Origin of the sequence: Gordonia hankookensis (assembly GCF_014673215.1) — a bacterium.
GTDB classification, from domain to species: domain Bacteria; phylum Actinomycetota; class Actinomycetes; order Mycobacteriales; family Mycobacteriaceae; genus Gordonia; species Gordonia hankookensis.
On the sequence record NZ_JACWMS010000001.1, the window covers coordinates 263,739 to 277,177 of the forward strand.

Sequence of the window (13,439 nt, forward strand, 5' to 3'; positions counted from 1 at the left end):
CAACGTCGCCTCGCGCCGTCCTCTGCGCACGATCGACGGGCGGTGGCGACGCAACAGACCACCACGGGTTTCCGCATTCACCCGCCCGCGGGGACGAACAGCACCTTCCGGGCCGACGGGTCGGCCACCGTGAGGACCACCGAGATCCTGCGACCCTTCATCGGGTCGCCGTCGCAGGGGGCGATCACCGCGGGATCGGTGAGGAAGACCTGTGCGGCCCGATGTTCGGTCGCCGCGTGCAGGACGACGGCGGCGAATGTCTCCCCCTCCCGGCCCGCGAGGACGACCGCCTCGGTCAAGTCGATGCTCGCGCGCTCGGCCGACGAGGCGAGGGAATCCGCCGCGCGCAGGATCCGAGGGAGAGTCGGCAACGCCCGGGACACCCAGTCCGGCACCGGGTCACCGGCGGCGACAGCAAGGCATGCCTCGGTCGCGAACCGATCGCCGAGCCGCCGCAATGGTGCCGTCACGTGGGCGTAGAGGCCGGCAATCGCGGCGTGGCGTAGCCGGTCGGGAGAGGGAGCCTCGCGCACATCGCCGTCGCCAGTGCTCCCCAGTGCCAGATAGTCGGCGCCCCGCATCAGTGTCGCGCCGACCGACATCAGCGCGAGGGTCGCCGGTTCGTCCCTGGGCAGGCCCGCCAGGAACTGACCGGGCGACGCGTCCGCCGGCCAGTCGACGTCCAGTGATGTCGCCGCCGCGCGCAGCGCTGCCACCGCACGAGGATCTGCGGGCGGCAGGGTGCGCAGCAGGCCGATCCCCGCACCGGCCATCATCTGCCCGGCGCACATTCCGGTGAGCAACGACAGCTGCGAGTTCCACAGGTCCGCCGGGGTGTGTGGGGCGAGCCGTAGCGTCCACCCGGCGCCGGGAGCGGAGCGAGCGGGCCGAATCGAACCGGCGCCGGGAGCGGAGCGAGCGGGCCGACCGGCATCTCCGCCGGCCCGGACCACTTCTTGATCGGGCAGATCGAGCTCGACCGCACCGCGATCAAGGGCGACTCGATGACGCAGTTCGCCGAAGGCGGGCAACGCCTCGATCGACGGATGCAACCGCCCGGCCGCCGCATCGGCGGACACCCCGGCATAGTCGAGCTTCGCGACCGAACGCATCGTGGCACGGCCAACCGACACATCGCCGGGCTCACCGTCGGCGCCGACCCGGATGGTCCACAGCACGCACGGGCGGGTCTGGTCGGGAAGCAGCGACCCAGCGCCCTCCGACAACGACCGCGGATGAAGGGGGACCGAGCAGTCCGGGAAATAGACGGTGGTGCCGCGGCGCCGACTCTCCGCGTCCAGGGCTCCCTCCGGTTCGATCAGAGCCGCGACGTCGGCGATCGCATAGTTCACCACGAATCCGTCGTCATCGGCGACGATGTGCACCGCCTGGTCGAGATCGCGCGAGGTGGGCGGATCGATCGTGACGAACGGGAGATCGGTCCGGTCCTCGCGATCGGCGACGAACCGGTCGACGGGATGATCGGCCTCGGCCTGCGCGCTCGCGCCATAGTCCTCGCTGATGCCGAGTTCGTTCCGCACCGCGTCGAAGTCGAGGTCGGGGGCGGACAGTTTGCGCTGCACGTCACCGACTGTAGGGGCGAACGAGCCGGCGTGTAAGCCGGATCCTGTGCCCGGTCTCGCGGTTCTCACCACGAGGCGGGCGGCGACCATCCATCTGGGCACTCCGTCGCCGGGTACCTCGAGCGGCCCACCCGCGGGCTCGGGCGAGCAGCCCTCGAACACCCGCGCACCCGCACTCCCGGTTACCCGGGGTGCGAGCTTCGGCCTTGCTCCGGGTGGGGTTTACCTAGCCGACGCGGTCACCCGTGTCGCTGGTGCGCTCTTACCGCACCGTTTCACCCTTACCGTCCCGACGGATCGGGGCGGCGGTCTGTTCTCTGTGGCACTGTCCCGCGGGTCACCCCGGGTTGCCGTTGACAACCACCCTGCTCTGTGGAGTCCGGACTTTCCTCGGCGGGCGGCGCACCCAGAGATCTGGGCCGTTCCGACCGCCGCGGCCGCCCGGCCGACTCGTTCGCCCACACAGGATAGCGGGCCATGGTCACGAGTCAGTCGAGGTGGCCGGTGTCGTTCACCAGTCGCACGACGGACCCGCCGTCGGGATAGAACTCCGCGATGGACAGCGATGCCAGATCCAGATGCAGCCGGAACAAGAGTTCGGGTCCGGCGGCGAGTGCGTCCCGCAGCATCGTCTTGATCGGGGTGACATGCGAGACGACAAGCACAGAGCTTCCCGGATAACGCTGCAGCACAGCATCTCTGGTGGCGGCTATCCGTTCGGACACCTGGGCGAAACTCTCACCGCCCGGCGGTGCAACCGTCGTGTCGCCGAGCCATCGGGCGTGCAGCTCGGGATCGCGCTCGGCCGCCTCGGTGAAGGTCAGGCCCTCCCACCCACCGAAGTCCGTCTCGATGAAGCCGTCATCGATGTCGACGGCGACCCCCAGCTGCTCGGCGACCGCCTCCGCGGTCGACCGTGCACGCTGCAGCGGCGACGAGATCACCGCGGCGATCTCGGCACGCTCGCCGAGTCGTTGCGCCGCAGCTGCCGCCTGCCGACGGCCGAGGTCGGTCAACGCAGGGTTCCCGCGACCTGAGTAGCGTCGCTCCACCGACAGCTCTGTCTGCCCGTGTCGCAGCAGCAGGATTCGGGTCGGCTGGGCCCGCTGGCCCTGCCATGTCGGTGCGCGGCCTGCGGATCGTGCAGCCGTCGCCATCAGATACCCGATTCGGCCGTCCGGACGAGGACGGCACCGCACTCCTCACAGCGGACCACCTCATCGGCGGGTTTCGCCCCGATCGAGGCGATGGTGCCCCGGTCCAGCTCCATCCGGCAGGCACCGCACCGCCGGGCCCTCAGCAGGCCTGCGCCGATCCGACCCGTCGCGCGTTGCTTCTCGTACACCGCAAGGAGTTCCGGTGTGATCTCGGCTGCGATCGATTCCCGCCGCGCCACGACGGCATCGTGATCGGCCGCGATCGCCGACAATGCGGTGTTCCGGCGCTCTCGGGTGGACCCGACCTCGCCGGCCAGGTGTTCGATGGTCGCGGCGGCGCGCTGCTGTTCGGCCGTGAGCGCCTCCTGCTGCTCCATGACGCCGAGCAGGTCGTCCTCGAGCGACGCGCGACGACGGGCCAGGCCGGACAGCTCGTGCTGTAGTTCGGAGAGCGCCTTGGGGGCGAGCCCGCCCGCGGTCAGCTGGGCGGAATCCTTGGCCTCCCGCGATGCCATCCCGGTCACCTCACTGTCGATCCGCCGGTACTCGCGGGTCAGGTCCTCGGCGGAGATCTCGGCGCGGACCAGATCGTCGCGCGCGGATTCCATCCGCTGGTCCAACTCGGCGATCTCGGTGTCCTCGGGCAGGTGGGTCCGACGATGATCCAGCCGAGCGATTTCGGCGTCGGCGTCGGCCAGGTCGAGGAGTTGTCGCTGGATTCCCGCGTCGACCTTCACTGTGCAAACCTCCGCGATACGCGCACACGATGTGCTCTCGTCACCAATGCCTCATCCCTCTGCTGTTCTCGAGCCCGATCGCCGCCGACGGCGGCAGATGGGTGCCCCACACGGTACGCGCACGGTCGCGGCCGGGACCACCGCCTACGACCGGCCGACGACAGCGAACGGGTCGGTCGGTTCGCGGTACACCGCGACATCGACACCGAGCGACTCCGACACCAGGGTCGCGGCCTGCGCACACCACGGGAATTCGGTCGCCCAGTGCCCGGCGTCGACGAGGGCAGGCCCGCCACGGCGGCGACTCTCGTCGGCCGGGTGATGCCTGAGATCCCCGGTCAGGTACACGTCGGCTCCGACCGCGGTCACCGTGTCGAGCAGCGAATCACCCGCACCTCCGCACACCGCCACCAACTCGACACGCGCATCGGGATCACCTGCGACCCGCACCCCGGACGGACTGCCCAGACACTCCGCCACACGTTCGGCGAACCCGCGCACCGTTGTCGGGGTGGCGAGTCGCCCGAAGCGTCCGAGACCCATGGCACCTGGGGTCTCGGCGAGTTCGAGAATGTCGAAAGCCGGTTCCTCGTACGGATGTGCTCCCCGCAACGCGGCGAGAACAGCCGCCCGCAGACCACGCGCCGCGACCATCTCGATCCGGTCCTCATCGACACGAGTGCGCTCCCCGATGATCCCGATGGCCGGATTGGCCGCGTCCTGGGCCTCGAACTGGCCGGTGCCGACCACCGACCACGAACAGTCGCGGTACTCACCGATCGAACCGGCGCCGACCGCGAACATCGCCTCACTCACCTGCTCGGCGTTGCCCTCAGGCACCATCACAACCCACTTGTCCAAGGGGGCAGTCGGTTTCGGCTCTATCGGAACGGTGTCGACGAGACCCAGGAGTTCGGCGAGCGCATCGGACACCCCGGGCCGCGCGCTGTCGGCGTTGGTGTGCGCGGTGAACAGCGCGATCCCAGAACGGATCAACCGATGGATCAGCCGCCCCTTGACGGTATCCGCCGCAACAGAATCCACTCCACGCAGTAGCAGCGGATGGTGGGCGACCACCATCTGTGCACCCGATTCGACGGCCATGTCCACCACGCCTTCGGTGACGTCGACGCACACCAGGACCGACCCGACGGGCTCGGTCGGATCCCCGCAGACAGGGCCCACCGAGTCCCAGGACTCGGCGAGCCGTCGGGGGTATGCGCGATCGAGCACCTCGATCACGTCCGCACCCGTCACGTTCGTTGCGCCTGGGATGGTCATGAGCCGAACTCCTCTCGTACTTCGTCGATGGCCGCGATCAACGACCGGGTGGTCTCCGCGTCGCGGACCGCGAGCCGCAGGTACCGATCGTCGAGCCCCACGAAATTGGCTGCGCTCCGGACGGCAAATCCCTTGTCGCGCAGTCGGCTCTTGATCTCGAGCGCGTCGGGCATCGCGGTCAGCACAAACGATGCGCTCGGCGCCGCGCAGACCTCGATCCCCCCAGCGGTCAACTGCGCCACCATCTCCGCCCGGTCTGCCGCGATCATCTCCGCCTGCTCACGCGCGTACCGCTGCCCTTCGGGGCCGACGCATTCGGCCAGCGCAGTGAGCGCAAGGGTCCCGAGCGGCCACGGACGACGGCCGACGGTGAGCCGCGCGATCACGTCAGGCGCGGCGAGCAGATAGCCGGCACGTAGACCGGCCAGGCCGAATGTCTTTGTCACGCTTCGGATGACGGCCATGTCGTCGGCGCGGCGGTCGGCGATCGAGGCGGGCTCACCCTGTCGGGTCCCCGGATCGAGGGTGATGTCGGCGAATGCCTCGTCGACCACCACCAGCCGTCCCGGCCTCCGCAGGCGCTCGATGGCGGACACCGGATGCAACACCGACGTCGGGTTGGTGGGATTGCCCAGCACCACCAGATCGGCGTCGTCGGGCACCGCGTCGGGCACCAATTGCCATGGCGGCGGCAGGACCACGTCGGTGATCGACACGCCCGCGGACCGCAGGGCGAGTTCGGGTTCGGTGAACGACGGCTGGATCAGGGCGGCATGCCTCGGCGCCAGGCGCGGCAGCAACTCGAATCCCTCGGCGGCGCCGGACAGCAGGAGCACCTCGTCGTGCGCCCTGCCGTGCGCCGACGCGATGGCGGTGATCGCCTTCTCCTGATCGGAGGTCGATGGATACTGCGCAAGGTCGCCGATCCGGCGTGCGAGTGCATCACAGATGAACTCCGGCGGGCCACTTCGCACGTTGACCGCGAAGTCGACCAGGCCGGGTTCGGCGTCGGCATCGCCATGACGATGCCGTGCGAACAGCCCCGATGTCATAAATCACCAGCCTACGTGCACGATGGAACGGTGACCGACATGCCTGAGTCCGCCGACGTCCTGCCCACCCGACCGGATCCCGCAGACCCGGCCACCGTCCTGCTCGTCGATCTCGACGGCACGATCACCGACAGCTTCGCCGGTATCGCCAACAGCTTCCGGCATGCACTTGCCGAGGTCGGCGCCCCCGAACCCGGTCCCGAGGTGGTCGCAGGCATCGCCGGTCCACCGATGATCGACACCCTCACGGCGATCGGCCTCGACCAGGCGACCGCCGACGCCGCCATGCGCGCCTATCGCCTGCGGTACACCGATGTCGGCTGGCTGGAGAACTCCGTTTTCGACGGTATGCCCGCCCTGCTCGAAGATCTGGCCTCGAGCGGACGCACGCTCGCCGTGGCGACCTCGAAGAACGAGGGCACCGCCCGAGCCATCCTCGATCACTTCGGGCTCGCCCATCATTTCCGGTTCATCGCGGGCGCCAGCGATGACGGCACCCGTCGCGCCAAGTCTGATGTAATCGCGCATGCCCTGGCCCAATTGGGGATCCCGGCGGACGCCGACGCACATGTGACCGATGCCCCGGTGGTGATGCTCGGTGACCGAGCCCACGACGTCGAAGGCGCAGCGTTGTTCGGTATACCGGCGATCCTCGTGCGTTGGGGCTACGCTCTGGATGGGGAGGACGGCTCGGCGGCGTGGACGGTCGGGTCGATCGCACATCTGCGCGAGGTACTTGGTGTTTGAGCAACTACACGTGTGTTTCGTGTGCACCGGCAACATCTGCCGGTCGCCCATGGCACAGAACATCTTCCGCTCGGCGCTCGACGACGCCGGGCTATCGGATCGCGTCCGGGTGACCAGCTGCGGCACGAGCGGGTGGCACACCGGCGAACCCGCAGACAATCGTGCGCGCACAGAGCTGCTGGCCCACGGCTATTCCGATGCGCATGTGGCCGCCCAGCTCTCCCCCATCCATTTCGACGCCGACCTCCTGGTGGCGATGGACGCGGGACACGTCCGCGAACTCGAGCGCAAGCGTCTCGGTGACCGCGTACGACTGTTGCGCAGCTTCGACCCCGGCGCCGGACCCGACGACCTCGACCTCAACGATCCCTTCTACGGGACCGGTGAGGACTTCGCGATCACCCGCGAACAGATCGAGAGCGCGGTTCCGGGACTGTTGGCATGGGTGCACGCCACGCTCGAGGAGTCCGCGTAGGCCCTGGTGAACCCACGCCGGCTCAGGCGGGCAGGACGAGATTGTGGACGAACCGGATCTTCTCGAGGACCCGTTCCGGCAAGACGAACGGGTAGAGATCGGGATGCCCCATCGAGCGGTTGATCTGGTTCAGCGCCCAGGTGAGCGGTAGCCACCACTCCACCAGCTGATCGAAGCCGACGTCACCGGGCAGCACACTGTCGAGCGTGGAACCGGAGGGTGCCATCGCGAACGCCGCCGCGGTGTCCAAGGTGTCGCGAATGTGCAGATAGTGCGCGAAGGTCTCGGCGAAGTCCTCGGCGGGGTGCATGGTCGCATACGACGACACGAAGTTCTGCTGCCATCCCGTCGGCGCGCCCTCGGAGTAATGACGGTCCAACGCCGCCTGGTAGTCCTCGTCGGGATCGCCGAACAGGCCCTCGAACGCCTCACGAACGGTGTCGTCGTCGACCAGGACGGTCTGGTAATAGTGACCGATCTCGTGCCGAAAGTGCCCCAGCACGGTGCGATACGGCTCGTCGAGTTCGACGCGCATCTGCTCGCGGTGCACATCGTCGCCCTCCGCGAGGTCGAGCGTGATCACACCGCCGGCGTGTCCCGTGATCACCGACTGCGCGGCGCTCGACAGCAGGTCGAACGCGAGCCCTGTCTCCGGCTCCTCGTCGCGCCCACAAATCGGCAGACCCAACTCGTCGAGTTCGAGCACCACCCGACGCTTGGCCGTCTCCGCTCTGCCGAACTCCGCCAGCGCGTCGGTGTCGTCGTCGCCCGGGCGCGTCCGGGTGAGTCGGCACGATGTGCACAGGGTCGGCACCCCGGACCACGGCACCAGCCAGTTACACTGTGCCACTTTGTTGTTCGTGCACCGCTCGAGAAGCTGTCCGTCGACTTCGACGCGGCCGTCGTCGTCGAGCACGTAGATGGTGCGTGTCGGGAGCCAGAATCCCAGTGCACTCTTGCAGTGCAGACACAAGCTGTTCTCGAAGGAAAGACGCTGGCCGCACTTTCGGCAGAGGAAATCTCGCATTTCGTCCACGCTACCCTGAGCCGACCTGTTTGCGGTGGTGGCCGCGGTTGGGCGACAACGGCGGCTCGGTACCGTTGGGGGTGTGCGCGTGGTTCGGATGTTCCTACGCCCCGGGTGGATCGCCCTGGGCTTGGTCGTCATCGCGTTCGCGGTCCTCTGCTTCACGCTTCTCGCCCCGTGGCAGCTGGGTAAGAACACCGCCACCGAGGAGCGCAATGGCCTGATCAAGTCCGCGATGTCCACGCCATCGGTGGCGTTGGGATCACTCGCACCGCCGGGGGCGGCGTTCAAGCCCACCACGGAATGGCGCGAGGTGACCGTGACGGGTCATTACCTCGCTGACCGCGAGGTGCTGGTCCGATTGCGTTCGGTTGACGAGCGACCCGCCGTCGAGGTCCTCACCCCGTTCGCCGCGGCCGACGGCTCCCGAGTGGTGCTCGTCGACCGAGGATTCGTCCGACCGGACCAGGGTGCGGTGCCCGACGTTCCCACCGCGCCGAGCGGCGAGACCACCATCACCGCACGCGTCCGTGCGGGCGAGGGCACCAGTCCGGGCCGCGGCGCCCACGAGGAGGGTGGCACGCGCGCCGTCTACACGATCGATCCGGCCGAGGTGGGCCGGGCCGTCGACACCACGCTCGACCCGTTCTATCTCCAGCTCTCCCCCGACCAGCCCGGCTCACTGGGAGAGATCCCGTTGCCACAGCTCGAATCCGGCCCCTACCTGTCCTACGGGCTGCAGTGGCTGGCCTTCGGCATCATGGCCCCCCTCGGGGCCGGGTACTTCATCTACTCCGAGATCCGCCAGCGCCGGCGCAGCGCCGCGGTCACCGCGTCCAGTGTCGAGGACTCCGACGGCGCATCGCCCGTCGCTCCGGTGGTCGAGGACACCGAGCCCGCGGCGCCGCGGAACCGCCGGGCGCGTGTCCGCGCCGACCTGCGTGAGGCGGGCGCCGCGTCGGGGGCCCGACAACGTGGTCAGATCGGCTCCGGTCCCGATGCCGAAGAGGCGTCGGCCGACGTGCGCGCCAAACTCAGCGACCGCTACGGCGGCTGACCAGGAACGCGGCTGTCGCCGCCCCGATGGCCGCTGCGGTCTGGACACGGCGTGACAGGACGACCGCGGCGCGCAGGTCAGACGTCGCGGGCGCGGGTCCGTCGCCCAGCAAGGGCCGTAGCTCCACACCGTAGGGATATTCGGTGCGCCCGCCCAGCGTGACCCCGAGCGCGCCCGCGAACGTGGCCTCCACCACACCGGCGTTGGGACTCGGATGTGCAGCCGCGTCGCGACGCCAGGCCCGCAGGGCTCCTGCGGGGGCGCCGCCCAACACGACGGCCAGTGCTCCGGTGAGCCGCGCAGGCGCCAGATTCGCGAGGTCGTCGAGACGCGCCGCGGCCCACCCGAACCGCCGATACCGGTCGTCACGGTGACCGACCATCGCGTCGAGCGTGTTGACGACGCGATAGACGATCAGCCCGGGTAGTCCCGCACACGCCGCCCAGACCAGTGGCGCAACCGCGGCGTCGGACGTGTTCTCGGCAATCGATTCGAGAGCGGCACGGGCGATACCCGCCTCGTCGAGGGCCTCGGGATCTCGTCCGCAGAGGCTCGGGACCAGCTGTCGCGCGCTCTCGATGTCGTCGGCGTCGAGGGCATCGGCCATCGCGTCACCCACCCGGACGAGCGTGGTGCCACCGAGCACCGACCAGGTGGCGAGTGTGGTGACGGCGACCCTGGCCCGGGTCGCGGGCACCCTGCCGACCAGCTCTCCGACTGCCCAACCGGCGCCGACGCAGATGGCTGCGAAGACCACCCCGGCCGGGCGATTGTCTCGGTAGAGCACCCGCTCGGCGGCCCCTGCCGCGTGACCGATCCCCGCCACCGGGTGCCATCGCCGCGGATCGCCGAGCACGCGGTCGGCGGCGAAGCCCGCCAGGAGACCGAGCGCGACCCCGGCATCACGGTGACGGGTCGGCGACGGACCACGACGACGGGTACTGATTCGGCCGGACACGGAGGCGATCGTATCCGCGGGCGAGCCGACGTCGCGTACGGCCCGCATAGACTCACCTGCGATGGCCAGAACCCGCCCAGAACCTGTCGCCGGGGCCCACCCGATCGACACCGGAGTCGCCGAGCTGTCCCGCGATCCCATCGCGGGCGGTTGGCTGCTCACGATCAACGGTGCGCAGAGTTCACACATACACCCCGACCCGGCGGTTCTCGACTTCGAGTACATGCGCCAGATGGCCGCCGTGATCGCCGACCGATACGGCGCCGATGCCTCGTTACGCGTCCTGCACCTCGGTGCCGCCGCGTGCGCCCTGCCGCGGTATCTCGCGGATCGTCAGCACGCCACGCGCCAGGTCGCCGTCGAGATCGATGCCGAACTCGCCCGTCTCGCCCGCGAGTGGTTCGACCTCCCACGAGCGCCGCGGCTGCGAATCCGCGTCGGTGACGGCCGCGAGGTCCTGGCCGGCCTCACCGAGCAGACACGCGATGTGATCATCCGGGATGCGTTCGCCGCCGCGCGCACACCGCGACACCTGACAACGCTGGAGTTCACCGAACAGGTCCGTCGTGTCCTCGCGCCCGACGGGCTCTACCTCGCCAACTGCGGCGACAGCCGCGACCTGACTCTGGCACGCGCCGAGGTCGCCACCGCCGCCTCCGTCTTCCCGCATCTCGCACTGGTGGCCGATGCCGCGATGCTCAAGGGGCGCCGCACCGGAAACGTCGTGCTGATCGCCGCGGACAGCCCCATCGAGGACACCCCGGAACTCGTCCGAACGCTGCTCAGCGATCCCCAACCGGCGAAGATCTTGACCGGTCGACGGGCTCGCGAGTTCGCCTCCGGCGCCGTGATCCGGGACGAGACCTGAACGACCGCGCCGACCCGACGTCGTCGCATCGCGGGAGCGCCCTGGTCATTTGTCCCGATCGTCATCTGGCCGGATGACAAGGGATTTTCTCCCGTGAAGTGCCACGTCCGGACAGCGGATGCGATTCGAACATGTGTTCGTCGCAGTCGATTTCGACGCCTGGTGACGCCGTACACAACCCGTGGCCGGGCCGAGCGGCTCAGATGACGTAGTCGAGGTTGTCGAGGATCGCCGTACCGAGCGTCCGGTCACCGTCGACGGTCACCCGTCCTGGGTCTGCGGTGCGCCGCCCGCCGGCGAGACGGGCAAGCTCGCGCGCGTCGAGTGTGAGCACGACGTCGGCGGACTCGTCACCACCGGCGAACTCCTCGACCGCCACCGCGCGATCGCCCACCTCGATGCGTATCGCGCGTGAGACCACGCCGCCGATCCGTATGAGCACCGAGGTGCCCTTCGGCGTGGCGGCCCGCTTACCCACCACGAACGGCAGGGACGCGGCGATCTCATCGAGCGCGAGCTCCGCGGGAACCGCATCGGTCGGGGCCGACCCGTCGGTGCTGTCACGGATGTCGATCTCGTGCATCCAGCAGTCGAATACCCGGATCCGCATGAATCTCCCGTAGCTTTCCGGACCGGCGGGGGTGACCGAGTCGGCGTCGAACTCCTCCTGGGTCATCTGCGTCAGCGCGTCGGTCCGGACCGCGACGATCTCGCGATAGGCGGCCATCACCTCACCTCGCGACGAGCCACGGAAGTGGTCGAGCCATTTCTCGTTGAGTTCGCCGATCGGGTTGTGGACATGGTCGAGGGCGCCGACGTCACGACGCGGTTCCACCTGTCGGCCGGCGAGCATGCTCTCGGTGCCGATCACATGGGCGATGACGTCGGCCATCGACCAGCCCGGCAGCACCGACGGCGCCGACCACTGGTCGTCGGAGAGCCCGGTCGCAAGCGCGTCGAGCGTCGCCCATTGCGCGGTCAGCGCAGTGACGACGGGTGCGATGGGCAATGAGGTCTTGGCGGCCACGGCCATCCTCCTGGGGACTCGGTCGATCGGACAGCGGGTGGGCTGTCGCCGTTCGCGGATCAGTGCACGGGTTCGACGCAACTGGCCGGTGCGGCGACGAGGGAACAGTACTCGGCCGGACGTGTCGGACGGTAGCCCGTCGGCACGCCGTTGTCGGCAGTGATGCGTCGATAGGCCGACACCGCGTCGGTCGGCCGGCGGGTCAATGTCGGGTCCGACGTGACGTTCACCGTATAGAGACCGAATCGCGGTGTGTAGCTTCCCCATTCAAAGTTGTCGGTCAGACTCCAGTAGTTGTACCCGATCACGTTCACACCGTCACCGCGGGCCCGCTGCAGCCAGTAGACGACATCACGCAGGTGATCGCCGCGGCGATAGCCGTCCGCTCGGGCGGCGCCGTCGCGGGTGGGCATGCCGGACTCGACCACGTAGAGAGGCTTGCCGGGATATCTGCGGCTGTAGTGCCGCAGTGCGTAGTACAGACCGTCGGCCGACACAGGCGCCAGCCAACTCTCATCGGTCAGAGCGTGCCAGGCACCCGTGTTCGCGGGTGAGATGGAGTAGTAGTAATCGATCCCGATGAAGTCGAGGGTGTCGGCGACGCGATCGACGAACTGCGTGTCGAGCACGGGTTCGACCGTCGGGACGTAGGCGACGTTCGACGACACCATCGCGGAGGCATCACGGCGATGGATGTAGCGGTAGATCTCACGATGCACGTGGACGAGGCGATCGAGCATGGCCGGCACCTCGGGCGCCGCGATCGCGCCGGTCTTGAGTTCGTTCGTCACATAGACGGTCGGCTCGTTGATGGTGATCCAGATCGGATGAAAGTGGCTGTAGCGGTCGACCACGCGGCGGGCGTTGCGCAGCCACAGTGCCGGGGTCTCGGGGTTCGCCCAGCCGCCACGATCGGCCACCCAGCCCGGATACACCCAGTGATCGAGGGTGATCATCGGTCGCATCCCGGCGGCGACGATCGCAGCGATCATCGCGTCGTAATAGGCGATCTCGGTACGGTCGAGCACACCCGGCCGGGGCTCGATGCGCGCCCATTCGATGCCGACGCGATACACCTTGACGCCGAGTGCCTTCGCCAGTGCGATGTCGCCGCGATAGCGGTGCCGGAAATCCACCGAGGTGCCGACCCGATCATGCGTCGCACCCGAGGCGACGTAGCGCCGCCAGTTGCTGTCCGGCGAGAAACCCTCGCTCTGGAACCCCGATGACGAGACACCCCAGTCGAAGTCACGGGGCAACGTTGCCGGTGCAGACGATCCGGCGACCGGTGGCGCGGCAAGCGCGGCAGGGATCCCGGGTGCGGTGATCGCGACGATCGTGGCGATCACCGCAGCGATCAGCACGACCGGGCGGGGACGGTGACCGATCGGGGTGTCGGCGGTGAGCACGCGCTCAGGATGTCAGATCGCATGCGCCGAGGTATGGATTTTGCGCGCCCGGACCACTTCC

General features: G+C 68.8%; 13 protein-coding genes and 1 other RNA gene. 4 read left to right on the forward strand and 10 right to left on the reverse strand.

Going from position 1 to position 13,439, the window contains the following annotated elements; translation table 11 throughout:
- Window positions 1–77 precede the first annotated feature (77 nt).
- The 6 genes from IDF66_RS01185 to cobC all read right to left on the reverse strand — a co-directional run bounded on the left by IDF66_RS01185 (window position 78) and on the right by cobC (window position 5,810).
- A complete protein-coding gene (locus IDF66_RS01185; protein WP_190265472.1) occupies window positions 78–1,583 on the reverse strand; it encodes an RNB domain-containing ribonuclease in 1,506 nt (501 codons plus the stop codon).
- Window positions 1,584–1,600: 17 nt separating this feature from the next.
- Window positions 1,601–2,036: RNase P RNA component class A (gene rnpB / locus IDF66_RS01190), an RNA gene on the reverse strand.
- Between the two features lie 35 nt (window positions 2,037–2,071).
- Window positions 2,072–2,740, reverse strand: coding sequence for a bifunctional RNase H/acid phosphatase (locus tag IDF66_RS01195; protein WP_190265473.1), 669 nt, complete (start codon window positions 2,738–2,740; stop codon window positions 2,072–2,074).
- Window positions 2,740–3,477, reverse strand: coding sequence for a zinc ribbon domain-containing protein (locus IDF66_RS01200; RefSeq protein ID WP_164309212.1), 738 nt, complete (start codon window positions 3,475–3,477; stop codon window positions 2,740–2,742). The genes IDF66_RS01195 and IDF66_RS01200 overlap by 1 nt, the downstream gene beginning before the upstream one ends.
- 144 nt (window positions 3,478–3,621) lie before the next feature.
- On the reverse strand, window positions 3,622–4,758 hold the full coding sequence (locus tag IDF66_RS01205) for a Nif3-like dinuclear metal center hexameric protein (protein WP_190265474.1): 1,137 nt from the start codon (window positions 4,756–4,758) through the stop codon (window positions 3,622–3,624).
- Window positions 4,755–5,810 carry an Rv2231c family pyridoxal phosphate-dependent protein CobC gene (cobC, locus tag IDF66_RS01210; RefSeq protein WP_190265475.1) on the reverse strand — a complete coding sequence of 352 codons (1,056 nt, stop codon included), beginning with the start codon at window positions 5,808–5,810 and terminating at the stop codon, window positions 4,755–4,757. The genes IDF66_RS01205 and cobC overlap by 4 nt, the downstream gene beginning before the upstream one ends.
- A 39-nt stretch (window positions 5,811–5,849) precedes the next feature.
- Between cobC and IDF66_RS01215 the strand changes: the two genes are divergently transcribed.
- Window positions 5,850–6,557, forward strand: coding sequence for an HAD hydrolase-like protein (locus tag IDF66_RS01215; RefSeq protein ID WP_164309396.1), 708 nt, complete (start codon window positions 5,850–5,852; stop codon window positions 6,555–6,557).
- Entirely contained in the window at window positions 6,550–7,032 is a 483-nt protein-coding gene (locus tag IDF66_RS01220) for a low molecular weight protein-tyrosine-phosphatase (RefSeq protein ID WP_164309209.1), read from the forward strand. Before IDF66_RS01215 ends, IDF66_RS01220 begins: the two co-directional genes overlap by 8 nt.
- Before the next feature lie 22 nt (window positions 7,033–7,054).
- Here the strand turns inward: IDF66_RS01220 and IDF66_RS01225 are convergent, their stop codons facing one another.
- Window positions 7,055–8,059 (reverse strand): zinc-binding metallopeptidase family protein, encoded by a 1,005-nt coding sequence (locus IDF66_RS01225; RefSeq protein WP_190265476.1) that lies wholly within the window; start codon window positions 8,057–8,059, stop codon window positions 7,055–7,057.
- Between the two features lie 82 nt (window positions 8,060–8,141).
- On the opposite strand from IDF66_RS01225, the gene IDF66_RS01230 reads away from it, so the two are divergent.
- Complete coding sequence (locus tag IDF66_RS01230; RefSeq protein ID WP_164309207.1) at window positions 8,142–9,116, forward strand: SURF1 family cytochrome oxidase biogenesis protein; 975 nt, start codon at window positions 8,142–8,144, stop codon at window positions 9,114–9,116.
- Here IDF66_RS01230 and IDF66_RS01235 read toward each other — a convergent pair.
- The gene (locus IDF66_RS01235) at window positions 9,094–10,074 is read right to left on the reverse strand and encodes a cobalamin biosynthesis protein (protein WP_388000560.1); all 981 of its coding nucleotides are present in this window, start codon (window positions 10,072–10,074) and stop codon (window positions 9,094–9,096) included. The two genes, IDF66_RS01230 and IDF66_RS01235, sit on opposite strands and share 23 nt — an antisense overlap.
- Before the next feature lie 61 nt (window positions 10,075–10,135).
- Here IDF66_RS01235 and IDF66_RS01240 point away from each other — a divergent pair, with 61 nt between their 5' ends.
- Window positions 10,136–10,942: a spermidine synthase gene (locus IDF66_RS01240; protein WP_190265478.1), complete on the forward strand. Its 807-nt coding sequence runs from the start codon at window positions 10,136–10,138 to the stop codon at window positions 10,940–10,942.
- Between the two features lie 199 nt (window positions 10,943–11,141).
- Here the strand turns inward: IDF66_RS01240 and IDF66_RS01245 are convergent, their stop codons facing one another.
- Complete coding sequence (locus IDF66_RS01245) at window positions 11,142–11,969, reverse strand: maleylpyruvate isomerase family mycothiol-dependent enzyme (protein WP_203588949.1); 828 nt, start codon at window positions 11,967–11,969, stop codon at window positions 11,142–11,144.
- 59 nt (window positions 11,970–12,028) lie between these two features.
- Entirely contained in the window at window positions 12,029–13,378 is a 1,350-nt protein-coding gene (locus tag IDF66_RS01250; RefSeq protein WP_317628542.1) for a family 1 glycosylhydrolase, read from the reverse strand.
- Window positions 13,379–13,439 lie beyond the last annotated feature (61 nt).